This window comes from Labrenzia sp. THAF191a (assembly GCF_009363335.1).
Lineage (GTDB): Bacteria > Pseudomonadota > Alphaproteobacteria > Rhizobiales > Stappiaceae > Roseibium > Roseibium algicola.
Genome location: NZ_CP045333.1, coordinates 3,871,929 through 3,898,440, shown reverse-complemented (window position 1 = coordinate 3,898,440; position 26,512 = coordinate 3,871,929). Strand labels below are relative to the sequence as shown.

Here is a 26,512-nt window from a genome sequence, read left to right as displayed (position 1 = left end):
CCGGGTGTCTTACCCCGAGAGCTTTCCCGTCATCAGGATGGGAGCTGCATCCAGCTTGTGCGCATTCATCATTTCGGCAATCTGCTCGATTGAAGAAACGAGGTGCGTCCGGTCCTCGGCATTCAAATCATCGAATTTTCGCACGAACTCTTCATGCAGAAGGCCAGGCAGGTTTGAAGCCACCTCTTTTCCACTTTTCGTCAGCTTGGCATGGACGATTCGCCGGTCCGAGACGGATCTGTAGCGCTCGACAAGACCCTTTTCTTCCAGCTTGTCGAGAATGGTTACCACGGTCGCCGAACTCAGGTCAGCGTTGTCCGAAAGGGCTTTGGTCGTCACCTCACCCAGATCCCGAATCCCTTGCAAAACAACGATTTGCGGGATCGTGAGCCCGGTCAGTCTGGACACTTCTCTGGAGCGCAAGTCAATGGCCCGGACGATCTTCCGGATAGCCTTGACCACTTGCGATGCCTGCATCGCCTGCATTATTACACCTCTATTAATTTGAACTCTAATGATTAGACCTCTATATAATGCACGTCCAGTTACAAAACGGAGATTTTTTTCAATATGTGCGGCATTTGCGGCGAAGTGGTTTTCAATGGCAGTCAGGCAGACGTTGTCCGGGTCAGCCGGATGGCGGACGCCATGGCGGCGCGCGGCCCCGACGGTATGGGTGTAACGCAGCGCGGCCGGGTCGCCTTTGGCCACAGGCGCCTGAAGATTATTGACCTAAGCGAACGTGGTACGCAGCCAATGACCGACATGGCGCTTGGCCTGTCCCTGGTCTTCAACGGCTGCATCTACAATTATCAGGAACTGCGATCCGACCTGATTGGCCGCGGCTATTCGTTCTTCTCCACCAGCGACACCGAGGTCATCCTCAAGGCCTGGGCCGAGTGGGGCAAGGATTGCTTTTCCAGGTTCCATGGCATGTTCGCCATCGCCATACACGAACATGACAGCGGCCGCATTCACCTTGCCCGCGACAGGTTCGGCATCAAGCCGCTTTACCTGAGCGAAGCGAACGGGCGTCTTGCCTTTGCCTCCTCCCTGCCTGCACTTCTGGCAGGCGGTGGCATCGACAAGTCGATCGACCGGGTGGCGCTGCATCACTACATGAGCTGGCACGCTGTCGTTCCCGCGCCGCGCACGATCCTGAACGGCGTGCGCAAGCTGCCCGCGGCCACGGTGCGGACGCTTGAAGCTGATGGCAGCTCTTCCGAGCACACCTATTGGGAACCGCGTTTTGAAAAGACCGCGGAAGATCTTGCCCGCAGCGCCGACGACTGGCGCGACGAAGTCCTGGAGAGCCTGCGCACAGCCGTTCGCCGCCGCATGGTGGCCGACGTGCCTGTCGGCGTTCTCCTGTCCGGCGGTGTCGATTCCAGCCTGATCGTCGGCCTCCTGGCCGAGGAAGGTCAGAAGGGTCTTGCGACCTTCTCCATCGGCTTTGAAGAGGCCCATGGCGAAAAGGGCGACGAATTCCAGTATTCGGACCTGATTGCCGAACACTACGGAACAAATCATCAGCAGATCTTCATCCCCTCCTCCGAGCTTCAGGAAAACCTGCCCGGAGCGATCAAGGCGATGTCCGAGCCGATGGTCTCCTATGACAATATCGGCTTCTATCTGCTGTCACGTGAGGTTTCCAAGCACATCACCGTGGTCCAGTCCGGCCAGGGGGCCGACGAAGTCTTTGCCGGTTACCACTGGTATCCGAAGCTCAGCGGCTCAAACAGTCCGGTTTCCGATTATGCCACGGCATTCTTTGACCGGACCGAAGCACAGATGACAGAGGCTGTTTCCCCCGCCTACCATTGTGCCAGGGATGAAAGCCTTGCCTTCGTCGAAGAGCATTTCGCCCGCTCCGGCGCTGCCGATCCGGTCGACAAGGCCCTGCGGCTCGATACCAACGTCATGTTGGTGGATGACCCCGTCAAGCGTGTCGACAACCACTCCATGGCCTGGGGCCTTGAGGCGCGCGTTCCGTTCCTCGATCACGAACTGGTCGAGCTCGCCGGACGCATTCCTGCCGAGTTCAAGCTCGCACAGGAAGGCAAGGGCGTGCTGAAGGAAGCTGCGCGCAAGGTCATTCCGAGCGCCGTCATCGACCGTCCGAAGGGCTATTTCCCGGTGCCTGCGCTGAAATACATCCAGGGTGACTATCTCGACATGGTGCGCGACACGCTTTCCAGTCAGGCCGCCAGGGAACGAGGCCTCTTCAACGAGGTTTACCTGCAGAAACTGTATGCCGACCCGACCAAATACATCACGCCTTTGCGTGGTTCAGAGCTTTGGCAGGTTGCGCTTCTGGAAATGTGGCTGCAGGCACAGGAGGTCTGAACATGGCCGAAAATGAACCTTCGCGACCGAAAGGCGCGTTTGACCACCGCTTGAAGCGCATGCGCCAGCATGGGCTCAAACCGGAATACCGGCTGGACGAGACGGAAGCCCAGAAGAACCGGTTCATCGATTGCGGCTGGGGACGGCTGGTGTTTGCCAACACCTATGGCGAAACCGAGAAACTGGTCGAGGTTCTGCGCAACGAGCGACCGGACAGACGCGACATCGCATTCTATGTACGTGATCCGCATGTGCTGGTCGGCTCGGCCCCGCAGGAGCTGTTCCTTGACCCCTCGCATACGTTCCGCCTGGACCTCGCGACCTACCGGCCGGCGCGCAATCGTCGCAAGGGCTTTACGGTACGGCGCTTGTCTTCCCGCAGTGATGCGGAGGCGATCAACGAACTTTATCTCACCCGCGGCATGGTGCCGGTGCCGCCGGAGTTTTTCTGGTCGCAACTCGATCCGCGCACCATTACGGTACTCGTGGCGGAAGAAGACGAGACCGGGGTCATCGTCGGCACGGCAATGGGCGTCGACCACAGCCGGGCCACCAATGATGCCGATCTCGGCAGTTCGCTCTGGTGCCTTGCGGTTTCCCCGCAGGCCCGGTTTCCGGGCATAGGGGAAGCCCTGGTCCGGCGCATGGCGGAGGTCTTCAAGGGCAAGGGCGCACCGCATATGGACCTGTCGGTGCTTCACGACAACGAACTTGCCATTGGCCTTTACGACAAACTTGGCTTCGAGCGGGTTCCCTATTTCACCATCAAGCGCAAGAACACCATCAACGAGGCCCTGTTCGCCGGCCCTGCCGTTGAAGACAAGCTCAACCCTTACGCCACCATTGTCGTGAACGAGGCACGGCGGCGCGGTATCCAGGCGGAGATTATCGACGCGGAAGGCGGCTTCTTCCGCCTGTCCTACGGGGGCCGTTCGGTCGCCTGCCGGGAATCCTTGAGCGAATTCACCAGCGCCGTCGCCATGTCCATCTGCGACGACAAGGCCACCACGCGCCGGATCGTCGAAAGGGCCGGTGTAAACGTGCCTGACCAGATCCTGGCAGGATCCGCTGATGAGATCGCCGCGTTTCTGGACCAGCACGGTTCGGTTGTGGTCAAGCCTGCGCGCGGTGAACAGGGCAAGGGCATCGCCATCGGACTGACAACGACCGAAGACGTCATGGCTGCGGTCGATGTTGCCCGGACCTACTCCAACGATGTTCTGGTGGAGGAATTCGTGACCGGTCAGGATCTGCGGCTTGTAGTGATCGACTACAAGGTAGTGGCGACCGCCTTGCGCAAACCGGCCGAGGTCACCGGAAACGGCAAGGCGACGATTGGAGAACTGATCGAAATCCAGTCTCGCCGCCGGTCTGCGGCAACAGGCGGGGAATCCAGGATCGAAGTGGACGACGAGGTTCTGCGCTGCCTCACAGCCAACGGCTTTCAGCTGGAAGATATCCTGCCCGAAGGCAAGACCTTGCCGGTCCGCCGTACGGCCAACCTTCATACCGGCGGCACCATTCATGATGTGACTGGCGAAACCCATCACACCCTGATCGAAGCCGCGATCAAGGCAGCGCGCGCAATTGAAATTCCGGTGACAGGCATTGACTTGATGGTCAAAGACCCGCGACAACCGGAGTACCGCTTTATCGAGGCGAACGAGCGGCCGGGGCTTGCCAACCACGAACCTCAGCCAACCGCAGAGCGCTTCGTGGACTTCCTGTTTCCCCTGTCGGTGCCTCAACCCGTCAGGACGACCTTGAACCGGGCCGGAACATGACCTTGCTGAATATCGATATTTCCTATTTGAGCGATCGACTGAAGGAACTTCTGAAAATCCCCAGCCCGACGGGCTATACGGACGAAATTGTCCGTCACGTTTCCAAGGAACTGGAGGCGCTGGGGGTGTTTTACGAAATTACCCGCCGTGGCGGTGTTCGGGCGAGAGTGTCCGGCAAGTCGCGCCGTCCCGCGCGGGCCTTCGTATCGCATCTCGATACGCTTGGCGCTCAGGTAAAATCGCTGAAAGACAACGGCCGACTGGAGCTGGTGTCTATCGGCCACTGGTCCGCCCGCTTCGCGGAAGGAGCCCGCACGACGATCTTTTCCGAAAGCGGCGCCTACACCGGCACCATCTTGCCGCTGAAGGCTTCGGGGCACACCTACAACACTGGCGTGGATGAACTTCCGGTCGGCTGGCCCTATGTCGAACTTCGCGTAGACGCCTATTCCAAGTCGGTAGACGACCTGCACCGGCTTGGTATCGACGTCGGCGACTTTGTTTCCATAGACCCGGCGCCGGAGTTCCTGGAAAACGGCTTCATCGTTTCCCGCCACCTCGACAACAAGGCAGGTGTTGCGGTGATGCTGGCGGCGATCAAGGCGCTGGTGGAATCCGACATCGAACCGACGGTCGACGTGTTCTGGCTGTTCACGATTGCAGAGGAAACCGGCCATGGCGCCCAGTCCATCCTGACGCCAGACATCGCGTCGCTGGTTGCCATCGACAATGGCACCACTGCCCCTGGGCAGAATTCGGACGAATTCGGGGTCACCATTGCCATGGCGGACCAGACCGGACCGTTCGACTATCATCTCACCCGCAAGATGGTCCAACTCTGCCGGGACAACGACATCAAGTTCCAGAAGGATGTCTTCCGCTTCTATCGCTCGGATGCGGCAACCGCCATCGAGGCGGGGGCGGACGTGCGCACGGCGCTGATCACATTTGGTGTTGATGCCAGCCACGGCTATGAGCGCATTCACATGCACGCGCTGCGCTCGCTCGCCGAACTGGCGACCGGCTATGCTCTCAGCCCGGTTGAAATCCAGCGGGACGCCCGCGAGTTTGCGGACCTCAGGGGCTTTACCCGTCAGCCGACCGCCGATGCCGACCAGACACTCAATCCGGAGACGGACGAACCGCTGCCGGAACCGGCGGGCGAATAACGCCCGCCGCTGAGACCGGCTCGTTCAGCGGTTGAGTTCCGCGATCATGTGCCAGTGCCACGACCCGGGCTTTGTATGCACCTTGTCTTCCAGGTAGCTCAGCTCAAACCGGTCGAAAAGCGAAACCAGCTCACCCGCATTGCAATAGAAATGCGGGTGATCCTTGTCGTCGTCGCCCTCACGAACCCACGTGTCCGCGGCAATTTCCGTCCCGATCCCGAAGTTCGCGTTGCGCTTTGACAGCATGGTTCCCTGGTAGATCCCGCCAGGTTTCAGCACCCTGGCAATCTCGGAAATGGCTGTACGGACGATCGACGGATCACCGTGATAGATCACGTTGAAGGACAGGACATAGTCGAAACTGTCGTCCTCAAAGGGCAGCGACGTCATCGGCGCCAGATGTGTCGCGATCTCCATACTTTCCAGTGCCGCGCTCTTTTTCAGCTCGGCCAGTCCGGCTTCGGAAAGATCCATCGCGTGGGTCTCGAACCCGGCGCGGGCAAAGGAAAGCGCATGTCGGCCGACCCCGCAGCCCAGATCCAGGGCCTTTACCGGTCCCTGCTTCTGAAGTTTTTCAATCAGACCGGCAACGTCCGCCTCCGGACGCAGCCAATCCGCTCGGCCTTCTTCTGTCTGCCAGCGCTTGTCCCACGCGAGATGGGCGGTATCGGTTTTTTCCAGAGTGTGTGTGTCGCTCATTGAGACGATCCTTCCAGTATCCGGCTGCGGGCGATTGTGCCGAGCCGCTCAACACAAAGAACCAGCACGAAGATCATCAGGATGATGGTCATCGCGAGCTGGTAGTCGAAAAAGTCCATGGCCACCTTGAGTTCGATGCCGATGCCCCCTGCCCCGACAAGACCGAGCACGACTGAGGACCGGGTCGCCTTTTCAAGCGCGAACAGCGAGGTGGTGATGAAGGAGGGCATCGCGGCAGGTACCACCGCACAGAAGATCGTGTCGAAACGCCCTGCACCGGCCGCTGTTAGCGCCTCGGTTGGTCCTTTCTCCACGTCCTCCATGGCTTCAGCGAAGAAGCGTCCGCAAAAACCGATGGTGTCGACGGCGATCGCAAGCGTACCCGCGAATGGGCCAAGTCCGACCGAAATGACAAAGACCAATGCCCAAACCAGATCCGGCACCGTTCTGAAGAGGGCGACCAGCAAGCGGGCAAAGGTATAGACAGCCCGGGACAACATCGACGGCCGCGTCAGGCCTTTCGCGGCCAGGATCGCCAACGGCAGGCTGAGGACGATGCCGATAAGTGTGCCCGCAAGCGCCATCTGAAACGTTTCCAGCAACGCCTTTGACAGTTGCGGCAACCTTTCCAGTGAGGGCGGCCACGCCCTCGACAGGAAGTCGACCAGCGCCGGACCGCCAGAAACCAGCGCGGAAAACGACCAGCCGGCCCCCTGAAACGACCAGACAACGAAGGCCAGCAGCGCGACATAGGCGACAAAATGAAATGCACCCGGGCGTTCGAACCGATCCGGCATGCGGGAGCGTTTCAATGTCAGGAGATCAGCCATAATGCCTCCCCAGATCCGCAACACTCAGGTTGCTGCTCTTCTCGTCCAGAACGACTTCCCCCTGCCGGATCGCAAGGACCCGATCGGAGTAGGCGAGCGCCTGTTGCACGTTGTGCGAGGTGAACAGGAGCGTGATCCCCTCCTCCCTGGTGAGTTGGCGGAAGAGGTCCATCACCTCCTGGCCGGCAACCGGGTCAAGGCTGGCAACGGGTTCGTCCGCGACGATCATTCTGGGCTGCTGCATCAAGGCTCTGGCGATCGCAACCCGCTGGGACTGACCGCCCGAGAGCTGGTCTGCCCGTTTCAATGCATGCTCCGCGAGTCCGACCCTTTCGAGGCACGCCATAGCCCGGTCACGCAATGCCGTTTTGGCCAGAAACTGCGACCAGCCGCGCATGCCACCCGTGCGGCCAAGGTTGCCATGGATTACGTTGGTCAAAGCCGAAACACGAGGCACCAGGTTGTGCTTTTGAAAGACAAAGCCGACCTCGGCGCGAACCCGCCTGAGTTGGCGCTGTCGTGCCGTCGAAATGTCTTCACCGAACAACAGAACCGAACCGGCTTCCGGCTCGATCAGGCGCAGCGCGCAGCGCAATGCGGTCGATTTTCCGGCACCGTTTGAACCGATCAAGGCAACCGCTTCCTCACGGTCCACGGAGAAGGAAACTTCGCGCAGCACGCTACGGTCCTTGCCGAAAGTCTTGCAAAGGCCTTCGACCTTCAGGTCACACGGCGTCTCCGTCACGGGCTGTCGGGCTGGGACCGCCGGCGCAATTGCGCCGGCGGACTGGAGCAGAGGCTGCGCCATTATTCGCCGATGAACTTGTCGTATTGCGGAAAACCGGCGGTGGTGTACATGGACCGCACCAGGTCGTAGGCACCATCTTCGATCGCCACCAGATCCATGCCCGAATACTTGTCGTTTTCCTCGTGCTGCAGGATCGCGGCGATGATCGACTTCTTGTTGTCGAGGATCGCCTGGCGCAGGCTCTGCGCTGTCGCGGGATCGACATGGGCTCCGGCCATGATCATGTCGTTCGGCAGATCGCCGGAACGGGCGATCACCCGGAAAAAGCCGTTCGGGACGCTGTCATCCTTGTTGCGGGTGCCAATCCACGAATTGTGATTGATCCCGATGGCGGCAACATCACCCTTCTTCAAGGCTTCATGCGCAATGTTCCGCGAAGTATGCAGCTTCTCGATGTCCTTGACCGGATCGACGCCATAATCGGCCATCAGCTGCATCGGGCACAGCATGTTCGAGGTGGAACCGATATCACCAAAGGCTACCTTCTTGCCCTTGAGGTCGGCCGGCCGCGTGAAACCGCTGTCGGCTCGTACGACGACGGCACAGAAGTAATCCGGGCGGCCAAGACCGATAAGCGGACGGGCTTCGGTCAGTTTGTTGATCACGATGTACTCGGCAGGGCCGGTTACGACGAAGTCGACGCGTTTGGCGCGCAAGGCTTCAGCCGCCGCGGTCCGGCTGGTAACCGGGAAAAACTCGAAGGTGTGGTCTGTTGCATTTTCAAGGGCGTTCTTGAACGGCCCCCATTCAACCTGCAGCCGCTCCAGGCCCTCCACATCGGTAACGGCCAGTTTGAACGTGTCGGCCAGGGAAGAAGACAGGGAAACGGCAAGAACGGCAGCCGCGAGTGCGGCTGATTTCAAAAAGCGCATGACAGGAACTCCTCAGACAGCCGAAACAAAGCCGGCAAGGCAAAAGAAGCGTAACGACAAGCGCGCTGCGGAACGTGACTGTATTATGTAAATTTTACGAAATTTACATCAGAGAAAGACGGATCTACGAACCAGAAATTTTCTATGTCTTCGAACCTCCAGACAAATCTTGATCTTATTTGTTTTCCGGCAAATTTTCTCGATGTCTCTGTCGTAAAACTTCATAAAAGTATAATCGTATAGACATCTGTTCTCGGCACATGTCTGCTAGTTCGCTCTCCGTTTTTCGGAGGGCCCGATGCTGGTCATTGAGCAATTATCTAAAGTCTTTGGAGACCTGACCGCGGTGGACAGTGTCTCCCTTGCCATTCCCAAGGGACAGATGGTCGGCGTGATCGGCCGGTCCGGTGCCGGCAAGTCCACGTTCCTGCGCATGATCAACCGGCTGGCCGACCCCAGCCGGGGGACGATCCTCAACGAGGGAAAGAACATCACGGCCCTGAAGGGCCGCGAACTGCGGCTTTGGCGCGCGTCCTGCGCCATGATCTTTCAGCAGTTCAATCTCGTCGAGCGCATGGATGTGCTGACCAATGTCATGGTTGGCCGCATCGCCCACACAGGGTTCCTGCGTTCCATGACGCGATCCTTTACTGACGAGGACCGCGCCCGCGCTATCGAGGCCCTGGACCGGCTGGACCTTGTGCCCCAGGCACTGCAACGAGCGGGAACCCTTTCCGGCGGGCAGCAGCAGCGCGTCGCCATCGCCAAGGCGCTGGTGCAGAACCCGCGCATCATGCTGGCCGACGAACCGATTGCTTCACTCGATCCGGCCAACGCCAGCCGTGTGATGGACGCCTTGCGCGAAATCAACCGGACGGACGGTCTTACGGTGCTGGTCAACTTGCACACGCTCGACACCGCCCGTGCCTACTGCGACCGGATCATCGCAATGAAGGACGGACGCGTTCAGTTCGACGGCACGCCGGACACCCTGACCAGCGAGAGGGTTCGGCAGATCTACGGAACCGACGATCTTTCCGGTGACATCAACGAAGCAGTCACCTCCACCTCCCTTTCGACAACCACTTCCCGGCCACCGATGAAGGCTGTCGGGTCCTGACCTTCGCGAAGCGGATCATCCGCTCTCGCTCTTGAAGCGGCCTTTGCCGCGCAAATCGCCGGATCTGCCGGCACCAAAGGAGACTTGAGATGAAGGCCATTTTTGCAGCAGCCGTTTCCGCTGCCGTTCTTGCAGCCTCCCCGGCCGTGGCGGACAGCTGGAAGGACCAGTACAAGACAGTCAAGTTCGGCATCCTTTCCGGTGAAAACGAAAAGGACCGGATCGCCCGTTACACACCTTTCGAAAAGTACCTGGAGAACGAACTCGGCGTCGATGTCGAAATCTTCACCGCCGGATCCTATGACGGCGTGATCCAGGCCATGGCGGCCGACCAGATCGAATTCGCCTTCTTCGGTTCGTCTTCCTATGCCGCTGCCTACACCGAAACCAACGGCGGTGTGGTTCCGCTTGTCTCCCGCCTGCAGAAGGACGGTTCCACCGGTTATTTCTCGGTCGTCGCCGTGCGTTGCGACAGCGGCTACAAGACCCTTGAGGACCTGAAGGGCAAGACACTGGCTTTTGCCGATCCTGACAGCACGTCCGGTTATGCCGTGCCTTACTTCAACCTCAGCAAACAGGGCTATGAACCGAAAACCTATTTCGGAGCCATTCCCTTCTCCGGGGCCCATGAAACCGGTGTGCTTGGTGTCTACAACAAGCAGTATGACGCTGCCGCTACCTACATCACCAACGAGGAAGACGGCATTCCGCAGCGCATGGTCACCAAGGGCATGATCGAGAAGGACGCGATCTGCACCATCTGGAAGTCACCGGAAATCACTTCCGGTCCGCTGGCTGCCCGCAGCAACCTGCCTAAGGGCCTGATCGATGCCATGCGCACCGCGGTCATGGAAATCCCGGAGAAGGACACTCTGGCCTTCATCGAAATGACCGGCGGCGAAGACAGCACCCAGGAAGCGTGGATCGAGGTTGATCACGACCGTTACCAGTGGATCGTCGAAATGCGCGACTGGCTGAAGAAACAGCGCCGCGGCGGCTGACTTTTCGGAGCGAGGGAGGAGACCGGCTGATCCGGGTATCTCCCGACAACCCGACCATTGTCATCCCGGGCGGCACTTCGCGTCTCCCGGGATGACGCCAGGAAAAACTTGTGGCGCAGAAAGCTGCTGCGTCAGCGCTTCCTGCCCAAAATCATCGGAACTAGAGGCATGACAGTGCTCTCCCCTGCCATTGACCGGTTTGAAATCGATTATGCTGCCGCCCGCCGGTCAGCCCTCCGGGTAAACCTCGTCTCGACTGCGATCTTCGCACTCTGCTTCTTCGCAACAGCGTGGTTAGGCGGTTTCTTCGACATGACCGACGTCACCCTGCCCGATGGCGACCGCGTGTCCATGTGGAAGATCTGGGCAGGTTTGCCACGGCTTGGAGAGTATCTCTACAAGACCCTGCCGGAGCTTCACCGCGAGACACTCGGGGCGGATCTTGCCGGTTGGTTCTGGCGCTGGAAGGTCTGGCTCTGGCTGCTCCTGGAAACGATCCTGATTGCCTATATGGCGACATTGCTTGGCATCGTCGGTGCATTTCTTCTCAGTTTCCCGGCGTCACGGAACCTCTCCCCCAACTGGCTGGTTCTGAACGTCACCCGCCGGTTCCTGGAAATCATCCGGACGGTTCCGGATCTCGTCTGGGCACTCATTTTCGTTTTCTGTTTTGGTGTCGGCCCGCTGGCCGGTGTTCTCGCCATCGGTCTTCATGCCACCGGCGCTCTCGGCAAGCTCTATTCCGAAGCCAACGAAAATGCCGACATGCGCCCGCTCGAAGGCATCAAGGCGTCGGGTGGCACCTGGTTCGACCAGATCCGCTACGGCATCGTGCCCCAGGTTGTCCCGAACATCATCAGCTACACGCTGCTGCGGTTCGAGATCAACGTTCGGTCCTCCTCCATCATCGGCTTCGTCGGCGCAGGTGGTCTGGGCCAGGAGATCCGCGTGGCAATGTCCTTGCAGGAATACACCGATCTTTCGGCCTTGTTCCTGATCGTCTTCCTCACCGTGATCGTCATCGACATGCTGAGCGAAAAGGTGCGTCATCGCATCATCGGCCTGACCGGAAAAGGCATCTGACCATGACCGCGCAATCTCCAGATATCGCCCGCGCCAGAACGCTCGTTCCAGGCGCCTTTTCAACACCGCTCCGGACGCGCCTGATCCGTCTCGCCGGTTGGTCGGCTTTCCTTCTTTTGACCGGCTGGTGCCTGTGGGATTTCGGCTTTGCGCCTGAAAAACTTCTTCACGGGGCGACCCGCTTTGGCGATGTGCTCGCCTTCATGTTTCCACCCCACATCTGGACAAGTTGGGCGGAATGGCAGGAAGTTCTGAAGGGCCTGGGAGAAACTGTCGCCATGGCGTTCATGGGCACGCTTCTGGGAGCCCTGGTTGCGTTTCCACTGGCATTCCTGGGCGCCAAGAACATCCTGCCACTGTCCTGGCTCCGGCTTGGTGTCAGGCGCGGTTTCGACGCCCTGCGGGCGATCGAACAGCTGATCCTCGCGCTCGTCTTCATCCGCGCCTTCGGCCTCGGGCCGCTGGCAGGCATTCTGGCCATCGCGGTTTCCGAAGTCGGCACGTTTTCGAAGCTCTTTTCGGAAGCCATAGAGAACACCAGTCAAAAGCCGGTTGAAGGCGTGCGCGCTTCCGGCGGCGGCAGCCTGCAGACAATCCGCTTTGCGGTTCTGCCGCAGGCCCTGCCGGTGATCCTGTCGATCATCCTCTACAATTTCGAATCCAACACCCGCACCGGCACCATCCTGGGCATTGTCGGCGCCGGAGGCATCGGCTTCCTCCTCGCCGACCGCATCCACGCCTACCGCTGGCCGGAAGCCTGGACGATCATTTTCCTGATCATCTTCATGGTCTACCTGATCGACGGCTTCTCCGGCTTCCTGCGGCGGCGGATCATCGGCGGGGAACCGGGGCGAAAGTGATTTTCACCTGGGGAAGAAGCAGCGTTTTTCTCCTCCCGCCGAGTTTCCTTTTTCCGCTGCATGCCTCCCAATCAGCAAGACCTCGGAAAATCCTGATCAGCGCCTCATACTCACCTCGGAAACGGCATGGATGCCATGGCTTGACCATGGCATCCAGGCCGTGACCTCACCACACGATCGGTCCCCAAAAAAGCAACGCCCATCGAACAGTCGAATGATCAGAGCACCCGCTGTCCGTTCCGCCAGGCCTGCTTGATGAAGGGATGTCCGTTGAGGACGCCAACGTGAAGCAGGTCGGCGCGTTTACCTTCTGCGATCTCGCCTCTGTCTGACAGTCCGGCAACCTCGGCAGGCGTTTTCGAAACCATCCGGATAGCTCGCGGAAGGTCGGCGTGGAACGCATCGTCCAGCCCCACAAGAAACGCGCAGTCGAGCAGCGAGCGCGGGACGTAGTCCGAAGCCAGGATGTCGACGAGATCTTCCGCCAACAGCGCGCTGACCGCGATATTGCCCGACTGGGATCCGCCGCGAATGACGTTAGGCGCACCACCGACGACGTGCATTGCGTGGCTCTTGGCCTTGCGGGCTGCCTCCAGTGTGCACGGAAACTCCGAAACGCTGATGCCCTCGCCGAGGGCTTCGTCGATGTGCTCGAGTTCCGTATCGTCGTGACTGAGCAGCGGCAGCTTGTGAGCATGCGCCAGCGCGACCACAGCCGGACGGACCTTCGAGCTGATTTCGTCGGAGAAGTTCAACAGTTCCTGCGTCTCACGCTCGGCAACGGCACGTGTTTCGCCCGTGTCGGCCATGCGGCGGTGAATATAGGCCTCGACGTCCTTGCTCTGGCGCCGGCCCGGCAGGTGTTCCATCACCGACACCATGCGCACGATGTCCTTGCCGATGTTTTCTTCCGTCAGACGCGTCGTCTCGCCATCTGTAATCTCGCAGCGCAGGTGCACCAGATGTTCCGATTTGAGCATGCCTCCGGACTGAAGCGTTTCCAGGGCGTCGATCATCGGGGCCAGGATTTCGCGGCGTTCCGGGTTCTTGATCGTCGCCCCCACGCAGAGGCTGTCGAACACGGTGGTGATGCCGCTGCCGATGATCTGAGCATCATGGGCCATCGCCGCTCTGAGCGGATCCCAGCGCACATGTGCACGCGGAAAGACATGCTTTTCGAAGTGGTCGGTGTGAATGTCGACCAGCCCCGGCAGCAGGTAATCACCCTCGAGATCGACCCCGGCTTGCGGCGCGCTGCCCTGGTCCACCGAGACGATCCCGCTTTCGGAAAAGGCAATGTGACCACTGACGACTTCATCGGCGAGCACCAGCCGGGCGTTTTTCAGAACTGTCAGGGCACTGCCGGAGGGCACGCGATTGTCGGCATAAGTCATGGAAACTCCTTCCGGCGAGCAGGTCGAACGAATTCAAGGATGGCCCGGTAGCGGACCGCAATGAGATATGACACCGCGAGAGCGGCGGTGAACTGGGGCCGGAAGCAAACGCGTTTCCGGTTGATCGACCGATGATCTAGCGCTCTTTCGGGCGCTAATTGTGACAGTCGTTCAACGGATCCGTGACAATCCGGAAAAATCTGCAGATTGCAGGCGAAGAGATGGATTAGCAGGGTCGGACACAAAATCTGCGCTCAACCGGCTGGAAAGGCAAGAGCACAGGGAAGAAGGACAGGTGCGAAAGGGAACCTCGAACCAGGCCGCCGCTCAAGCGGGCCAAAGGCCGGTAGCGCCACAAACCATGGTGCGGGCGACGGGACTCGAACCCGTACAGCCTAGGGCCGAGGGATTTTAAGTCCCTTGTGTCTACCAATTCCACCACGCCCGCTTTTCCCTTCCCCTAGCTCTCCTGCCCGAAAAGCGCAAGAAGGCACTGCCGCTTTTCAGCGCATAGGCGGGAAGTTTCCACGTCAGCCTGATTTTGCGGGAACAGAAGCTGGAAAATAGGCGCTTTGGGCGGTATGAGAACAGGTAACGGATAATTGGTGCCGAACGGGGCCTTGTGGGCTTAGAATGGCACCGGATAATTGTGAGACACGGTAAACCCCATGGTCAGCTATATCGACGCTTCGGAAGCCCCTTTGAAAAACACGGGTCAGGTACGTTTGTACGGCCCTGAAGATTTTGAAGGCATGATGCGCGCCGGACAGCTGACAGCTGCCTGTCTGGACGAGCTGGCCGACATCGTCAAACCGGGCACGACCACCCAGGAAATCGACGACTTCGTCTACCAGTACGGCATGGATCACAACGCCATTCCGGCGACGCTGAACTATCGCGGCTACACCAAGTCCTCCTGTACGTCGATCAACCATGTCGTCTGTCACGGCATTCCCAACGACAAGTCCCTGCGCGAGGGCGACATCGTCAACATCGACGTGACCTTCATTTTGGACGGATGGCACGGCGATTCCAGCCGCATGTATCCGGTCGGCCAGTTGAAGCGCGCTGCCGAGCGCCTGATCGATGTGACCTATGAATCGCTGATGCGCGGTATCGAGGCTGCCAAGCCGGGCAACACCACCGGAGATATCGGTGCTGCCATCCAGACCTTTGTCGAGGCTGAACGCTGTTCGGTCGTGCGCGATTTCTGCGGGCACGGACTTGGCCTTCTGTTCCACGACACCCCCAACATCCTGCATTACGGGCGTCCTGGCGAAGGTGTTGAACTGAAGCCGGGCATGATCTTCACCATCGAACCGATGGTCAATCTGGGCCGCCCACACGTGAAGGTTCTCAGCGACGGCTGGACGGCTGTCACGCGGGACAGATCCCTGTCCGCCCAGTTCGAACATTCCATCGGCATCACGCCTGAAGGCTGCCAGATCTTCACCACGTCCCCCAAAGGCATCCACAAGCCGGGCCTGCAGACGGACTGATTGTTCGGCCTGAGATCCGTTTACCGGCGATGCGCCGTCATCTGACAGCGGCTGACGCAGGAGCTCATGAAAGAGACGACGACCGCCAGTGAAGCACCGGCCTCAACCGGCAGCGACCACAAGGGACACCGCCAGCGGCTGCGGGAACGATTTCGTAAAACGGGCGAGCAAGGTCTCGCCGATTATGAACTCCTGGAATTCCTGTTATTTTCCGCCCTGCCCCGCCAGGATACCAAGCCGATCGCCAAAGCACTGCTTCAGCGCTTCGGTTCCTTCCCGGCAGCCCTTGCCGCCCCTAGGGAACGGCTCAAGGAAATTCCGGGGCTGTCCGACATCAGCATAGATACGCTTCAGGCGGTGCATGCATCGGTCATCCGCTTTCACAAGGCCGGGCTGGAAAAACGGCAGGTGCTCGACAGCTGGCAGAAGGTCATGGACTACCTGCAGGTTTCCATGGGGCTTGCCCCGGTAGAGCAGTTCAGGATCCTGTTTCTCGACAAGAAGAATGCGCTTATCGCAGATGAAGTTCAGCAGACGGGCACGGTCGATCACACCCCGGTATATCCACGCGAAGTGATCCGGCGTGCCCTGGAGCTTTCGGCAACGGCCCTGATCCTTGTCCACAATCACCCGTCGGGCGATCCGACCCCATCGCGCGCCGACATACAGATGACCAAGAAAATCGTCGACATTGCCGGCCCACTCGGGATCGAGGTGCATGACCACATCATCGTTGGTCTGCGTACAAACGTCAGCTTCCGCAGCTTACAGCTGATTTGAGCTGCTCGAGCAACGGACAGGCAAAGTCTTGGAGCCCGTACAGCTAAGCTCTTTAAGACTGTTTGCAAAACCGGATCGGGAATTTTGAGACTTTACCCTTAATTTACTTAGAATTTGCGGCATTCCTTAACCCAGATCGACAATACTCGGGCCAAAGAAATCGGGCTCGTATATGTACAATTCGTCTAAAAACTCCGGCGGCCAGATAGCAAACGCGATCATTATTCCGATGGTCGTAATCGTCATGATATCCGTTGTCGGTATTTTCGGCCTGTTGCACTGGTCTGCCCGCCTGTCGGACGAAACCGCTGTCGAATCCCAGAACAAGCTCATTTCCGGCGCATTGCAGCTGACCCAGAATTACATGGTCAAGCAGCAGAACGGCGTCGTGATCTGGGACGAAGCCTATCACCGGGTCAACCAGATCAACCCGGATGAAGGCTGGATCTACAACAACCTGATGCACTGGCTGTTCCAGAACCACGGTTTTTCCAAGTCGATCCTGATCAATCGCGATTACGGCGTGCAATATGTCTACGCCCAGAACCACACCAACCAGTGGATGACGCAGGAGCTGCTTCAGGAACTGAAGCCGGCCATTGCCAAGGTGCGCGCCCGCTACATCATTTCCTTCCGCCGCACACCATCCGGGCTCTACAGTTTCATTCCGCAAAGCAGCGACGCGCGCCGGTCGATTGCCGAAACCGGCCTCGTCTCCCTGGCAGGCGAACCGTATCTCTTCAGTGCCGCCGCCATCATGCCGCAGATCCAGTCGATCTCCCGGGTCCGTTTCCCGCCGTCAGTGCTGGTAAGTCTGGTACCCTTGCGGGGTGAAAAGCTGACAGAAATCTCGGAAATGTCTCGCCTTGACGGGTTTGTTCTCGCCAACAACCAGACCCAGCGCGATGGCGTCGGCAGGTTTCAACTGAAGTCCCCGCTTGGACAGGATGTCGGCCTGATCGCCTGGCAGACAACCGAGCCCGGCAGCCAGATGATACGCCGGATCAATCCGTTCCTGGCCTTGGCGGCGTTCATGATTGCGGCCGTGGTCATTGCCGTGACCATCTTCACCCGCCAGATGACCAAACGTCTTGCACGCAGCGAAGCCAAGGCAGTCCACTCCTCACGTCATGATGCCCTGTCCGGCCTGCCGAACCGCGCACGGTTCCATGCACTTTTGACGGACACGCTGGACGAAAGCGTTGCCAAGGGAACGAACACGGCCGTCGTCTACATCGACCTCGACCATTTCAAGGACATCAACGATACGCTTGGCCATTCCGCCGGTGACAAGGTGATCACTGCCGTTGCCCAGAGACTGCAGCGCGTCATTCCCGAATCCGGGATCGTTGCGCGCATCAGCGGCGACGAATTCGCGATGGTCATCAAGAACTGCGAAGACGATGTCTGGCTGGAATACATCCTCGACCAGGTGCAGGACGAAATCGGCCGTCCGATCATGATCGGGCGCCGTGAGCTTCACGCCAGCCTCTCGATGGGCGCTGCCATTGCCCCGCGCGACGGCAACGATCCGGACGAGCTGCTGCGCAAGGCCGATATCGCGCTTTATGATGCCAAGGCAAATGGCCGGAACCGCCGTTCCTTCTTCGAACCGAACATGGAACATCACGTCCAGTCCAAGGACCGGCTGTCCCGCGAACTTCGGCTGGCACTCAAGAACGACGAACTGACACTTGCCTACCAACCGCAGTCCGACACATCGGCCAAGCGGATCGTCAGCGTTGAAGCTCTTGCCCGCTGGACCAAGGAAGACGGCACCGTCATTTCCCCGGCGCAGTTCATTCCGGTGGCCGAGGAAACCGGTCTGATCAACGAACTGGGCATCTGGGTGCTCAACAAGGCCTGCGCCAAGGCGCACGAATGGCCCGGCATCACCGTTTCGGTCAACGTTTCGCCAAACCAGTTCAAGCACCCGCGGTTCGTCGAAAAGGTGATGGCGATCCTTGCCGCCAACAACCTGCCGCCACAGCGCCTGGAAATTGAAGTCACCGAAAGTGTTTTCGCGGGCCGCAACGATTCGGTGCTGAAGGCCCTGCGCAGGCTGAAGAACCTGGGCGTGAAGGTTGCGCTCGATGACTTCGGTTCAGGTTATTCCAGCCTCAGCTACCTGCGCCGGTTCCCTTTCGACACGCTCAAGATCGACCGGGATTTCGTTTCCGACATGAACGGCAACGCCGAAGCCGAGGCCATTCTGGTATCGATCATCCAGCTCGGCAAAGCGCTCGGCATGACCATTGTTGCCGAAGGCATCGAGACGCTGGAACAGATCCGTTTCCTGCAGGCACACGACTGCAACCGAATGCAGGGCTACTACATTTCCCGGCCGCTGACAGACACCGCCCTGACCGCGTTCCTGGACGAATTTCACCGCATTGGTACGCCCGGTTTCGGCACAGACCTGAGCTACCAGATACGCGCGGCGGAAGCTTGACGACACTTCGTACGGGCAAATGCCTGCCAGCCGGGTCTTCGAATTTGTCCGGAACCACCTTGGATCGTTGCCAAGCTCAAAGACCCAGCAACGGACGGAGCCTGGCGGCAAACCCGTGAAAGCTCGCAAAGGGCGCTGTCTCGGCCAATGTCAGCCAGTCCTGCCCTGCTCCGGCAGCCAGCTTCAGGCCAGCGTGACCGAATTCCGTACGCACCATATCCTTGAACCAGGCAACATGCTGCGCTTTGCGCTGACGGTGCAAGGCTTCACCGGACGCGATGTGCGCATGGTGGCGCGTCCAGTGGTCCACCAGATCATCAACACCGCTGAGGGTTTGCGCGGAGACTTCGCACACAGGCACCTTCCACCCTGCAGTGCTGTCGGCATCGCTCAATGACAGGGCACCCGCGACATCCGAGGCAGCCCGACGGGCGAGCACCCCCATATCTGCCTTGGTGACAGCCACGATATCCGGCAGCTCCATGATGCCGGCCTTCATGAACTGCAGACTGTCGCCCGATCCGGGCTGGATACACAGAACAACCGTGTCGACAGCCTGCTTCAGGTCACCTTCCGATTGTCCGATACCAACGGTTTCAACGATCACGCAGTCGCACACGCAGCGAAGAACGGCAATCGCCGCAACCGCATGATCGGAGAGGCCCCCGAGGCGATCTCGCGCCGCCATGGAGCGGACGAAGACGCCATCGTCGGATGGATCGGTTTTCAGGCGGGTTCGGTCACCCAGAAGGGCGCCACCGGTCACCGCGGAAGACGGATCGATGGCCAGCACCGCCACGGTCTGCCCCGCGGCCCGGCATGCCTTGATGAGAGCATCCGTCAGACTTGATTTGCCAACGCCGGGCGGACCGGTGAGGCCCAGCACTTTCGCGGAGGCTTCACCGGCGGCAGAATCCAGAAAAGCCGCGGTTTCTGCATCCTCCGCATGGCTTTCCAGCCGGCTGAGCACACGTGAAAGCTGCCTCTTGCCGCCCGCACGCAAGGCGTCCAGCTTGGGGTAGGCATCGCTCACACCGCACTCCCTGTCGTCTCGACGGGCCTTCCCCGCCTCATTCAGCTTCCGGACTTGAACTTCAAGGCTGCCTGCGCTGCCGCCAGGCGGGCAATCGGCACGCGGAACGGCGAGCACGAGACATAGTCCAGACCGACGCCTTCGCAGAAGGAGATCGAGGCCGGATCACCGCCATGCTCCCCGCAAATGCCAAGCTTGATGTCGGGACGGGTCGACCGGCCGCGTTCAACGCCGATCTTGATAAGCTCACCCACGCCTTCCTGATCGAGAGAGACGAACGGATCCTGCTCCAGCAGGCCGCGCGTCTGATAGGTCCCAAGGAAGGAAGCCGCATCATCACGCGAGATACCGAAGGTGGTCTGCGTCAGGTCGTTGGTACCGAAGGAGAAGAACTCGGCAGACTGTGCGATTTCCGCCGCTTTCAGGGCGGCGCGCGGCAGTTCCACCATGGTGCCGATCTGATATGTCAGTTCCGCTCCGGTTTCGCTCATCACGGCTTTTGCCATGGCCTCGATGCTCTGGCGAACGAGGTCGAGTTCTCCCTTGAGGCCAACCAGCGGAACCATGATTTCCGGAACCACCGGTGCGCCGGTTACCTTGGCAGCCTCGACAGCCGCCTCGAAGATGGCCCGGGCCTGCATTTCGGCGATTTCCGGATAGGAAACCAGCAGACGGCAGCCGCGATGGCCGAGCATCGGGTTGAATTCTTCCAGTGCCAGCGCCCGATCACGCAGCAACTCCGGATCGGCACCCATGGCTTTTGCGACGTCCGCCAGCTCCTCTTCCGATTTCGGCAGGAATTCGTGCAGTGGCGGATCCAGCAGACGGATCGTTACCGGCAGGCCGTGCATGATCTCGAAGAGATCGGTAAAGTCCTGCCGCTGCATCGGTAGGAGTTTTGCAAGTGCTGTCCGGCGCCCGGCTTCGGTCTCGGCCAGGATCATCTCGCGCACGGCAATGATACGCTCGCCTTCAAAGAACATGTGCTCGGTGCGGCAAAGGCCAATACCTTCAGCGCCGAACTCCCGCGCAACCTTGGCGTCTTGCGGCGTTTCCGCGTTGGTGCGCACGCGCATGCGGCGCACCTTGTCGGCCCAGCCCATCAGCGTGCCGAAATCGCCGGAGAGTGTCGGCTGAAGCATCTCGACCTCACCAACCAGAACCTGCCCGGTGGCGCCATCGATGGTGATGATGTCACCTTCCTTCAGCTGCCGTCCGGCAGCATTGATCACACCGTTGCGATAGTCGATCCGCAGCATCCCAGCCCCGGCGACACATGGCTTGCCCATACCGCGCGCCACCACGGCTGCGTGGCTTGTCATGCCGCCGCGGCTGGTCAGAATACCCTCGGCCGCATGCATGCCATGGATGTCTTCCGGACTGGTTTCCACGCGAACAAGAATGACCTTGCGCCCTTCCGCCTTGGCTTTTTCCGCCTCGTCGGAGGAAAAGACGATGGCACCGGATGCAGCGCCGGGAGACGCCGGCAGGCCGGTCGTGATCACATCGCGCTTTGCTTTCGGATCAATTGTCGGGTGCAGGAGCTGGTCGAGCGCAGCAGGCTCCACGCGGCCAATGGCCTCTTCCTCACCCAGCAGCCCTTCGGCAACCATGTCGACCGCGATCTTCAGCGCCGCCTTGGCGGTGCGCTTGCCCGACCGGGTCTGCAGCATCCAGAGCTTGCCCTTCTCGATCGTGAACTCCAGGTCCTGCATGTCCCTGTAATGGGCTTCCAGCTTGGCACAATAGGTCTGGAATTCGGCAAATGCCTCCGGCATCAGCGCTTCCAGCGACGGGCTGGAAGACCCGGCCCCGATGCGGGCCTTCTCGGTGATATCCTGCGGCGTCCGGATGCCCGCAACCACGTCCTCGCCCTGTGCATTTACCAGGAACTCGCCATAAAGGGCGTTTTCACCAGTGGAAGGGTTCCGGGTAAAGGCTACGCCGGTCGCGGAGCTCTCGCCCATGTTGCCGAACACCATGGCCTGAACGTTGACGGCAGTGCCCCAGGAGGACGGCAGATCGTGCAGGCGGCGATACGTCACGGCACGCGGCACCATCCAGGAACTGAAGACCGCGCCAATCGCGCCCCAGAGCTGTTCCTGCGGATCCTGCGGGAACGGCTTTTCCAGTTCTTCTTCCACCAGCGCCTTGAACTTCTCGATGATGCCCAGCCAGGCATCCGCATCGATCTCGGTATCGAGCGTCAGTTCGTTGCGTTCCTTGTACTCTTCCAGAATTTCTTCAAATTCATGGTGGTCGAGGCCCAGCACCACGTCGGAATACATCTGGATGAAGCGGCGGTAGCTGTCGTAGGCGAAACGCCTGTCTCCCGCCTCTTGCGCGATCGCTTCGACTGTCTGGTCGTTAAGGCCGAGGTTCAGGACGGTATCCATCATGCCAGGCATGGAAACACGGGCACCGGAGCGTACAGAAACCAGCAGCGGCCGTTCCGGGTCACCAAACTTTCGGTTGGTCGCCTCACCGACCTTGTCCAGCGCTTCAGCAACCTGTGCTGTCAGAGCGTCCGGATAGGATTTGTCATGCTCGTAGTACCAGGTGCAGACTTCCGTGGTGATGGTGAAACCCGGTGGAACGGGCAGACCCAGGCTGCTCATTTCGGCCAGGTTTGCGCCCTTCCCACCGAGAAGATTACGCATATCCGCTGCACCTTCTGCAGCACCATTGCCGAAACTGTAGACCCACTTGGTCATCTGATACTCTCCTCGCCTAGTTCGGTCTGCGGCGTCTCGCACGCAGCCAACTCGCATTATCATTCCGGCAGCAATCGGGCCGCACCGGCACCAGATCTTTTTGCACCGCACATTCCTGCTACGGCAACTGCTTGTCTTCAAGCCCTTTTTCAGCGAAACCGGTTATGATTGGTCGTAAGTCTTAGCATTTCCGACGTTGAGCAAAATCAAAAGGATTTAAACCCGCAGAAAGTTATCCCGGGCGCCTTGCCGGTCAGCCTTAAAGACGCCATTGTCAAAGGTAATAAGCAGTAAACCCACCAGATTCAGGGACAGAAGTGCGAACAATGATGACAAATCCGACCGGTGCCGTTTCGACCAGGGATCGCAGTCCTCTCCGCCGGAAACTGCTTGCGCTGGTCAGCGTGCTCGCGCTTCTTCCCGCTACCGCACTTGCCGAAACGAGCACCGAACCGGAAACTCTTGGCACACCGTCCGATCTGCCGTTCACACTGTCCGGCAGCTACCTTTCCGGCCGCCTCGCCGGTTTCCAGAAAGACTACGCCCAGGCAGCGGCGTTTTACGAAGAAACCCTTGCCGCCGACCCGAGCAATACGATGTTGCTCGAACGCACCTTCCTCCTGAAGTTGGCCAATGGCGATGTCGAACAGGCCGTTGTCTACTCCAAGGAGCTGGAAAGCGCCGGTCTGCAGAATTTCCTCGCGCAGCTGACGCTCGGTGCGCAGGAGATGCTGGACGGCCGATATGAAAAGGCCAACGAAGAACTTGAACGGGGCCGGAACGGCCCGCTCGCGCAGCTTTCCATCGGCATCTCCCGCGCCTGGACGCTTTATGGCAGCGGCAAGATCGACGAAGCCGTCGCGATGATTGATGGACTTGAGGGACCGGACTGGTTCGAAGTGTTCAAGTCCACCCACAAGGCACATCTGCTGTTTGCCGCAGGGCGTAACCAGGAAGCCCTGGAAGCCGCCGAGAGCGCCTATGCCATCGACCAGGGTGCCTTGCGCGTCGTGGATGCCTACACCCGCCTTCTGGCCGCCAACGGACGCCAGAAGGAAGCACTTGATGCGCTCGATCAATACGATGCCCAGTTCCGCGGTCACCCCAAGCTTGACCAGACCCGCGAGGCTATCAGCAGCGGTGAGATCATTCCGCCGCTCGTTACTGATCCGGCAGCCGGCATGGCGGAAATCCTCTATGGCCTTGGTGCCGTAATCGGCCGCGATGGCGGTGAAGAGCTTTCCACCTCCTATCTGCAGCTTGCGCTCTACCTCGATCCGAAGGCTGAATTTGCAGCCATTGCTCTCGGCAGTGTCTTTGAGCGGATGGAGCAGCCGGAACGGGCCATCGAAGCCCTGATGATGGTCCCCGATGACAGCGTGCTGAAGCGCGAAGCCGAAATCCAGGTCGGCATGAACTACAATGCCCTGGAGATGGTTGACGAAGCCCGCAGCCATCTGGAAGAGCTGATCAAGCAGGATCCCTCGGATCTTGAAGCCGTGATCGCACTTGGCAACATCCTGCGTGCGCACGAAATCTATGAGGACGCCGAGGCGACCTACACCAAGGGCATCGACACCATTTCCGAACTGCAAAGTCAGCATTGGCTGATGCTTTATTTCCGCGGTATCGCCCGGGAAAGACTGGGGAAATGGGAACTTGCCGAAGCCGACTTCCGCAAGGCACTTGAACTCAACGAAGATCAGCCGCTCGTGCTCAACTATCTCGGCTATTCCCTGGTCGACCAGGGCCTGAAGCTGGATGAAGCCCTGGGCATGATCAAGAAAGCCGTCGAACTGCGCCCAACAGACGGATACATCGTCGACAGCCTTGGCTGGGTTTATTTCCGTCTTGGCCGCTACGAAGAAGCGGTGAAGGAACTGGAGCGGGCTATCGAGCTTCGCCCGGCGGATCCGGTCATCAATGATCACCTGGGCGATGCCTACTGGATGGTCGGTCGTCGCAACGAGGCAAGGTTCCAGTGGAACCACGCCCGCGATCTTGGACCGGACGCAGAGGAATTGCCGAAAATTCTGGAAAAGATTGCCGAAGGCCTGAAGGAGGTTCCGGGAACGGATGCCGCCAAAGCCGAGACCGGCAAAAACGGCGGCTAACCGGACACACCCATGGCCCTAGCCTCAAAGTCTTCCCCCCGGGTGGAGCTGGCCCGGGCCAAGGTGAATCTGGCACTGCATATTACAGGTCGGCAGCCGGACGGCTATCATCTGCTGGATTCGCTCGTGGTCTTCCCCCAGATCGGCGACAGGCTGGCGATAGAAGCTGCCGGTGAGCTCGACCTGCAAGTCGAAGGCCCGTTTGCGCGAGACCTGACGGGCCCGGTCGACGACAACCTCATCCTGAAGGCCGTGCGCAGCTTCGCCGAAAAGGCCGGTATTGATGTTCCACAGGTTCGTCTGACACTCACCAAACGCCTGCCTGTCGCTTCCGGCATCGGCGGCGGCTCCAGCGATGCAGCAACCACCTTGCGCCTCCTGGAAGACTTCACCGGTATCTATCTTGCCGAGGAAGATCTGCACGCGCTGGCGCTGACGCTTGGGGCGGATGTGCCGGTTTGCCTGTTTCCGGAACCCCAGATCATGCGCGGCATCGGCGGCGACCTGAGTGCCGGTCCGGACCTTCCGGCTTGCGGTATCGTGCTTGTAAACCCGAGGGTCGGCGTATCCACTCCGGAAGTCTTCAAGTCCATGGAGCAGCGGGACAACGCTCCCATGGATCTCATGCCGGAAAAGTTTGAAACGCTGGCCTCGCTGGTCGCCTATCTGGCAAGCTGCCGCAACGATCTGCAGGACCCGGCCAAGGATCTGTGTCCTGAAATCGGTCAGGTTCTGTCCGAGCTGGAAGCCGATTCCCGCATCGACCTTGCAAGGATGTCCGGATCCGGTGCGACCTGCTTCGGCCTGTGTGAGTTGAATGCCGCCATGGACGTCGAGCGTGCATTGCGTAGCAGCCACCCAGACTGGTGGATCGCCTCCGGGCCGCTCTCCTGACAAAACACGGACTTGGCTTGTAGAAAACAAAGAAAAAGCCGCCATTTCGAAAATGGCGGCTTTTCGATTTCATCTGAAAAACAGAGACTTGTAAGCGTTAGCTCACACGCGAGATGCAGAAGGCAACAGCATCACCCAGGGCATCGCTGTGCGCACCGGACGGCAACGTGTCCAGTGCAGCAAGAGCCTTGTTGCCGTAGTCCTTCGCCCGCTCGACCGTTTCAGACAAGGCGTCGTATTTCTTCAGAAGCTCGATGGCCTGTTCCAGATCACCGTCCTGGATTTCCTCGCCTTCCAGGCAGCGTCGCCAGAAGTCGCGATCTGCATCAGTGCCACGGGCAACGGCCAGCACCACCGGCAATGTGATCTTGCCTTCGCGGAAATCGTCGCCGACATCCTTGCCGAGATCTGCGGAAGAGCCACCATAGTCGAGAGCGTCGTCAACTAGCTGGAACGCATAGCCGAGTTCCATGCCGTAGGTCCGCGCGGCCCGCTTCATTTCGACTGACTGCCCGGCAATCACGGGGCCGACTTCGGCAGCAGCGGCAAACAGAGCGGCGGTCTTGGCCTCGATCACCCGCAGATAGTCTGCTTCGGTCGTGGCGATGTTCTTTGCAGCGCCAAGCTGCAGCACTTCGCCTTCCGCAATGACTGCGGATGCCGTGGAGAGGATGCGCAGCGCTTCCAGCGAACCGACATCGACCATCATCTTGAAGGCCTGTCCAAGCAGATAGTCCCCGACAAGAACACTTGCCTGGTTGCCCCAGAGCTTGCGCGCTGCAAGCTTGCCCCGACGCATGTCGCTTTCGTCCACGACATCGTCATGCAGCAGCGTGGCGGTATGCATGAATTCCACGCTGGCCGCCAGCGTGACATGACCATCGCCCTGGTAGCCGAACATCTCGGCACAGGCCAGCGTCAGCATCGGCCGGAGCCGCTTGCCGCCGGAGGAAATCAGGTGCTTGGCGATTTCCGGGATCAATTCAACATTCGATCCTGCCTTCGACAGGATCAGATCGTTGACCTCGCCCATGCCGCCGGACACCAGATCAACGAGCGG

21 protein-coding genes and 1 tRNA gene are annotated in these 26,512 nt (G+C 59.7%); 12 read left to right on the top strand and 10 right to left on the bottom strand.

Translation table 11 applies throughout. The features are described from left to right. Positions 1-9: 9 nt before the first annotated feature. Positions 10-711 carry a MarR family transcriptional regulator gene (locus FIV05_RS17935; RefSeq protein WP_353622175.1) on the bottom strand — a complete coding sequence of 234 codons (702 nt, stop codon included), beginning with the start codon at positions 709-711 and terminating at the stop codon, positions 10-12. On the opposite strand from FIV05_RS17935, the gene FIV05_RS17930 reads away from it, so the two are divergent. From FIV05_RS17930 to FIV05_RS17920, 3 genes are read left to right on the top strand one after another with little or no spacing between them, the layout of a single operon-like run. After that, entirely contained in the window at positions 592-2,346 is a 1,755-nt protein-coding gene (locus tag FIV05_RS17930; protein WP_353622174.1) for an N-acetylglutaminylglutamine amidotransferase, read from the top strand. The genes FIV05_RS17935 and FIV05_RS17930 overlap by 120 nt on opposite strands. A 2-nt stretch (positions 2,347-2,348) precedes the next feature. Next, positions 2,349-4,130 carry an N-acetylglutaminylglutamine synthetase gene (ngg, locus tag FIV05_RS17925; RefSeq protein ID WP_152510505.1) on the top strand — a complete coding sequence of 594 codons (1,782 nt, stop codon included), beginning with the start codon at positions 2,349-2,351 and terminating at the stop codon, positions 4,128-4,130. Next, on the top strand, positions 4,127-5,299 hold the full coding sequence (locus FIV05_RS17920; protein WP_152510504.1) for an osmoprotectant NAGGN system M42 family peptidase: 1,173 nt from the start codon (positions 4,127-4,129) through the stop codon (positions 5,297-5,299). Before ngg ends, FIV05_RS17920 begins: the two co-directional genes overlap by 4 nt. 24 nt (positions 5,300-5,323) lie before the next feature. Here the strand turns inward: FIV05_RS17920 and FIV05_RS17915 are convergent, their stop codons facing one another. The 4 genes from FIV05_RS17915 to FIV05_RS17900 form a co-directional block, all read right to left on the bottom strand. Next, positions 5,324-5,998 (bottom strand): class I SAM-dependent methyltransferase, encoded by a 675-nt coding sequence (locus tag FIV05_RS17915; protein WP_152510503.1) that lies wholly within the window; start codon positions 5,996-5,998, stop codon positions 5,324-5,326. After that, positions 5,995-6,828: a phosphonate ABC transporter, permease protein PhnE gene (gene phnE, locus FIV05_RS17910; protein WP_152510502.1), complete on the bottom strand. Its 834-nt coding sequence runs from the start codon at positions 6,826-6,828 to the stop codon at positions 5,995-5,997. The genes FIV05_RS17915 and phnE (FIV05_RS17910) overlap by 4 nt, the downstream gene beginning before the upstream one ends. Further along, positions 6,821-7,573, bottom strand: a complete 753-nt coding sequence (gene phnC / locus FIV05_RS17905) for a phosphonate ABC transporter ATP-binding protein (RefSeq protein WP_209009696.1) — start codon at positions 7,571-7,573, stop codon at positions 6,821-6,823. Before phnC (FIV05_RS17905) ends, phnE (FIV05_RS17910) begins: the two co-directional genes overlap by 8 nt. Positions 7,574-7,635: 62 nt before the next feature. Next, positions 7,636-8,508 (bottom strand): PhnD/SsuA/transferrin family substrate-binding protein, encoded by an 873-nt coding sequence (locus FIV05_RS17900; protein WP_152506341.1) that lies wholly within the window; start codon positions 8,506-8,508, stop codon positions 7,636-7,638. Positions 8,509-8,806: 298 nt separating this feature from the next. Between FIV05_RS17900 and phnC (FIV05_RS17895) the strand changes: the two genes are divergently transcribed. The 4 genes from phnC (FIV05_RS17895) to phnE (FIV05_RS17880) all read left to right on the top strand — a co-directional run bounded on the left by phnC (FIV05_RS17895) (position 8,807) and on the right by phnE (FIV05_RS17880) (position 12,572). Then, complete coding sequence (gene phnC, locus FIV05_RS17895; protein WP_152510500.1) at positions 8,807-9,628, top strand: phosphonate ABC transporter ATP-binding protein; 822 nt, start codon at positions 8,807-8,809, stop codon at positions 9,626-9,628. A gap of 89 nt (positions 9,629-9,717) precedes the next feature. Then, positions 9,718-10,629: a phosphonate ABC transporter substrate-binding protein gene (gene phnD / locus FIV05_RS17890; protein ID WP_152510499.1), complete on the top strand. Its 912-nt coding sequence runs from the start codon at positions 9,718-9,720 to the stop codon at positions 10,627-10,629. A gap of 168 nt (positions 10,630-10,797) precedes the next feature. Beyond that, complete coding sequence (gene phnE, locus FIV05_RS17885; protein ID WP_152510498.1) at positions 10,798-11,712, top strand: phosphonate ABC transporter, permease protein PhnE; 915 nt, start codon at positions 10,798-10,800, stop codon at positions 11,710-11,712. Between the two features lie 2 nt (positions 11,713-11,714). Beyond that, positions 11,715-12,572 (top strand): phosphonate ABC transporter, permease protein PhnE, encoded by an 858-nt coding sequence (gene phnE, locus FIV05_RS17880; protein WP_152510497.1) that lies wholly within the window; start codon positions 11,715-11,717, stop codon positions 12,570-12,572. A 218-nt stretch (positions 12,573-12,790) separates the two neighbouring features. Here phnE (FIV05_RS17880) and FIV05_RS17875 read toward each other — a convergent pair whose 3' ends face one another. Together FIV05_RS17875 and FIV05_RS17870 are read right to left on the bottom strand one after the other, a co-directional pair. Further along, positions 12,791-13,966, bottom strand: coding sequence for an alpha-D-ribose 1-methylphosphonate 5-triphosphate diphosphatase (locus tag FIV05_RS17875; protein WP_152510496.1), 1,176 nt, complete (start codon positions 13,964-13,966; stop codon positions 12,791-12,793). A 362-nt stretch (positions 13,967-14,328) separates the two neighbouring features. Further along, a tRNA-Leu gene (locus tag FIV05_RS17870) sits at positions 14,329-14,414 on the bottom strand. Between the two features lie 220 nt (positions 14,415-14,634). Between FIV05_RS17870 and map the strand changes: the two genes are divergently transcribed. The 3 genes from map to FIV05_RS17855 all read left to right on the top strand — a co-directional run bounded on the left by map (position 14,635) and on the right by FIV05_RS17855 (position 18,697). Continuing rightward, on the top strand, positions 14,635-15,465 hold the full coding sequence (gene map / locus FIV05_RS17865) for a type I methionyl aminopeptidase (protein ID WP_152510495.1): 831 nt from the start codon (positions 14,635-14,637) through the stop codon (positions 15,463-15,465). A 66-nt stretch (positions 15,466-15,531) separates the two neighbouring features. Beyond that, positions 15,532-16,245: a DNA repair protein RadC gene (gene radC, locus FIV05_RS17860; RefSeq protein ID WP_152510494.1), complete on the top strand. Its 714-nt coding sequence runs from the start codon at positions 15,532-15,534 to the stop codon at positions 16,243-16,245. Positions 16,246-16,417: 172 nt separating this feature from the next. Continuing rightward, positions 16,418-18,697, top strand: a complete 2,280-nt coding sequence (locus tag FIV05_RS17855) for a bifunctional diguanylate cyclase/phosphodiesterase (protein ID WP_152510493.1) — start codon at positions 16,418-16,420, stop codon at positions 18,695-18,697. A gap of 76 nt (positions 18,698-18,773) precedes the next feature. Here FIV05_RS17855 and FIV05_RS17850 read toward each other — a convergent pair whose 3' ends face one another. Together FIV05_RS17850 and ppdK are read right to left on the bottom strand one after the other, a co-directional pair. Beyond that, positions 18,774-19,730: a methylmalonyl Co-A mutase-associated GTPase MeaB gene (locus tag FIV05_RS17850; protein WP_152510492.1), complete on the bottom strand. Its 957-nt coding sequence runs from the start codon at positions 19,728-19,730 to the stop codon at positions 18,774-18,776. A gap of 41 nt (positions 19,731-19,771) precedes the next feature. Next, positions 19,772-22,444, bottom strand: coding sequence for a pyruvate, phosphate dikinase (gene ppdK / locus FIV05_RS17845; protein ID WP_152510491.1), 2,673 nt, complete (start codon positions 22,442-22,444; stop codon positions 19,772-19,774). A gap of 326 nt (positions 22,445-22,770) precedes the next feature. Here ppdK and FIV05_RS17840 point away from each other — a divergent pair, with 326 nt between their 5' ends. Both FIV05_RS17840 and FIV05_RS17835 read left to right on the top strand, forming a co-directional pair. Further along, positions 22,771-24,558 carry a tetratricopeptide repeat protein gene (locus FIV05_RS17840; protein WP_077292633.1) on the top strand — a complete coding sequence of 596 codons (1,788 nt, stop codon included), beginning with the start codon at positions 22,771-22,773 and terminating at the stop codon, positions 24,556-24,558. A 12-nt stretch (positions 24,559-24,570) separates the two neighbouring features. Next, positions 24,571-25,452, top strand: a complete 882-nt coding sequence (locus FIV05_RS17835) for a 4-(cytidine 5'-diphospho)-2-C-methyl-D-erythritol kinase (protein WP_209009695.1) — start codon at positions 24,571-24,573, stop codon at positions 25,450-25,452. Between the two features lie 97 nt (positions 25,453-25,549). Here FIV05_RS17835 and FIV05_RS17830 read toward each other — a convergent pair whose 3' ends face one another. Next, positions 25,550-26,485 (bottom strand): polyprenyl synthetase family protein, encoded by a 936-nt coding sequence (locus tag FIV05_RS17830; protein ID WP_205838387.1) that lies wholly within the window; start codon positions 26,483-26,485, stop codon positions 25,550-25,552. Positions 26,486-26,512: the final 27 nt, after the last annotated feature.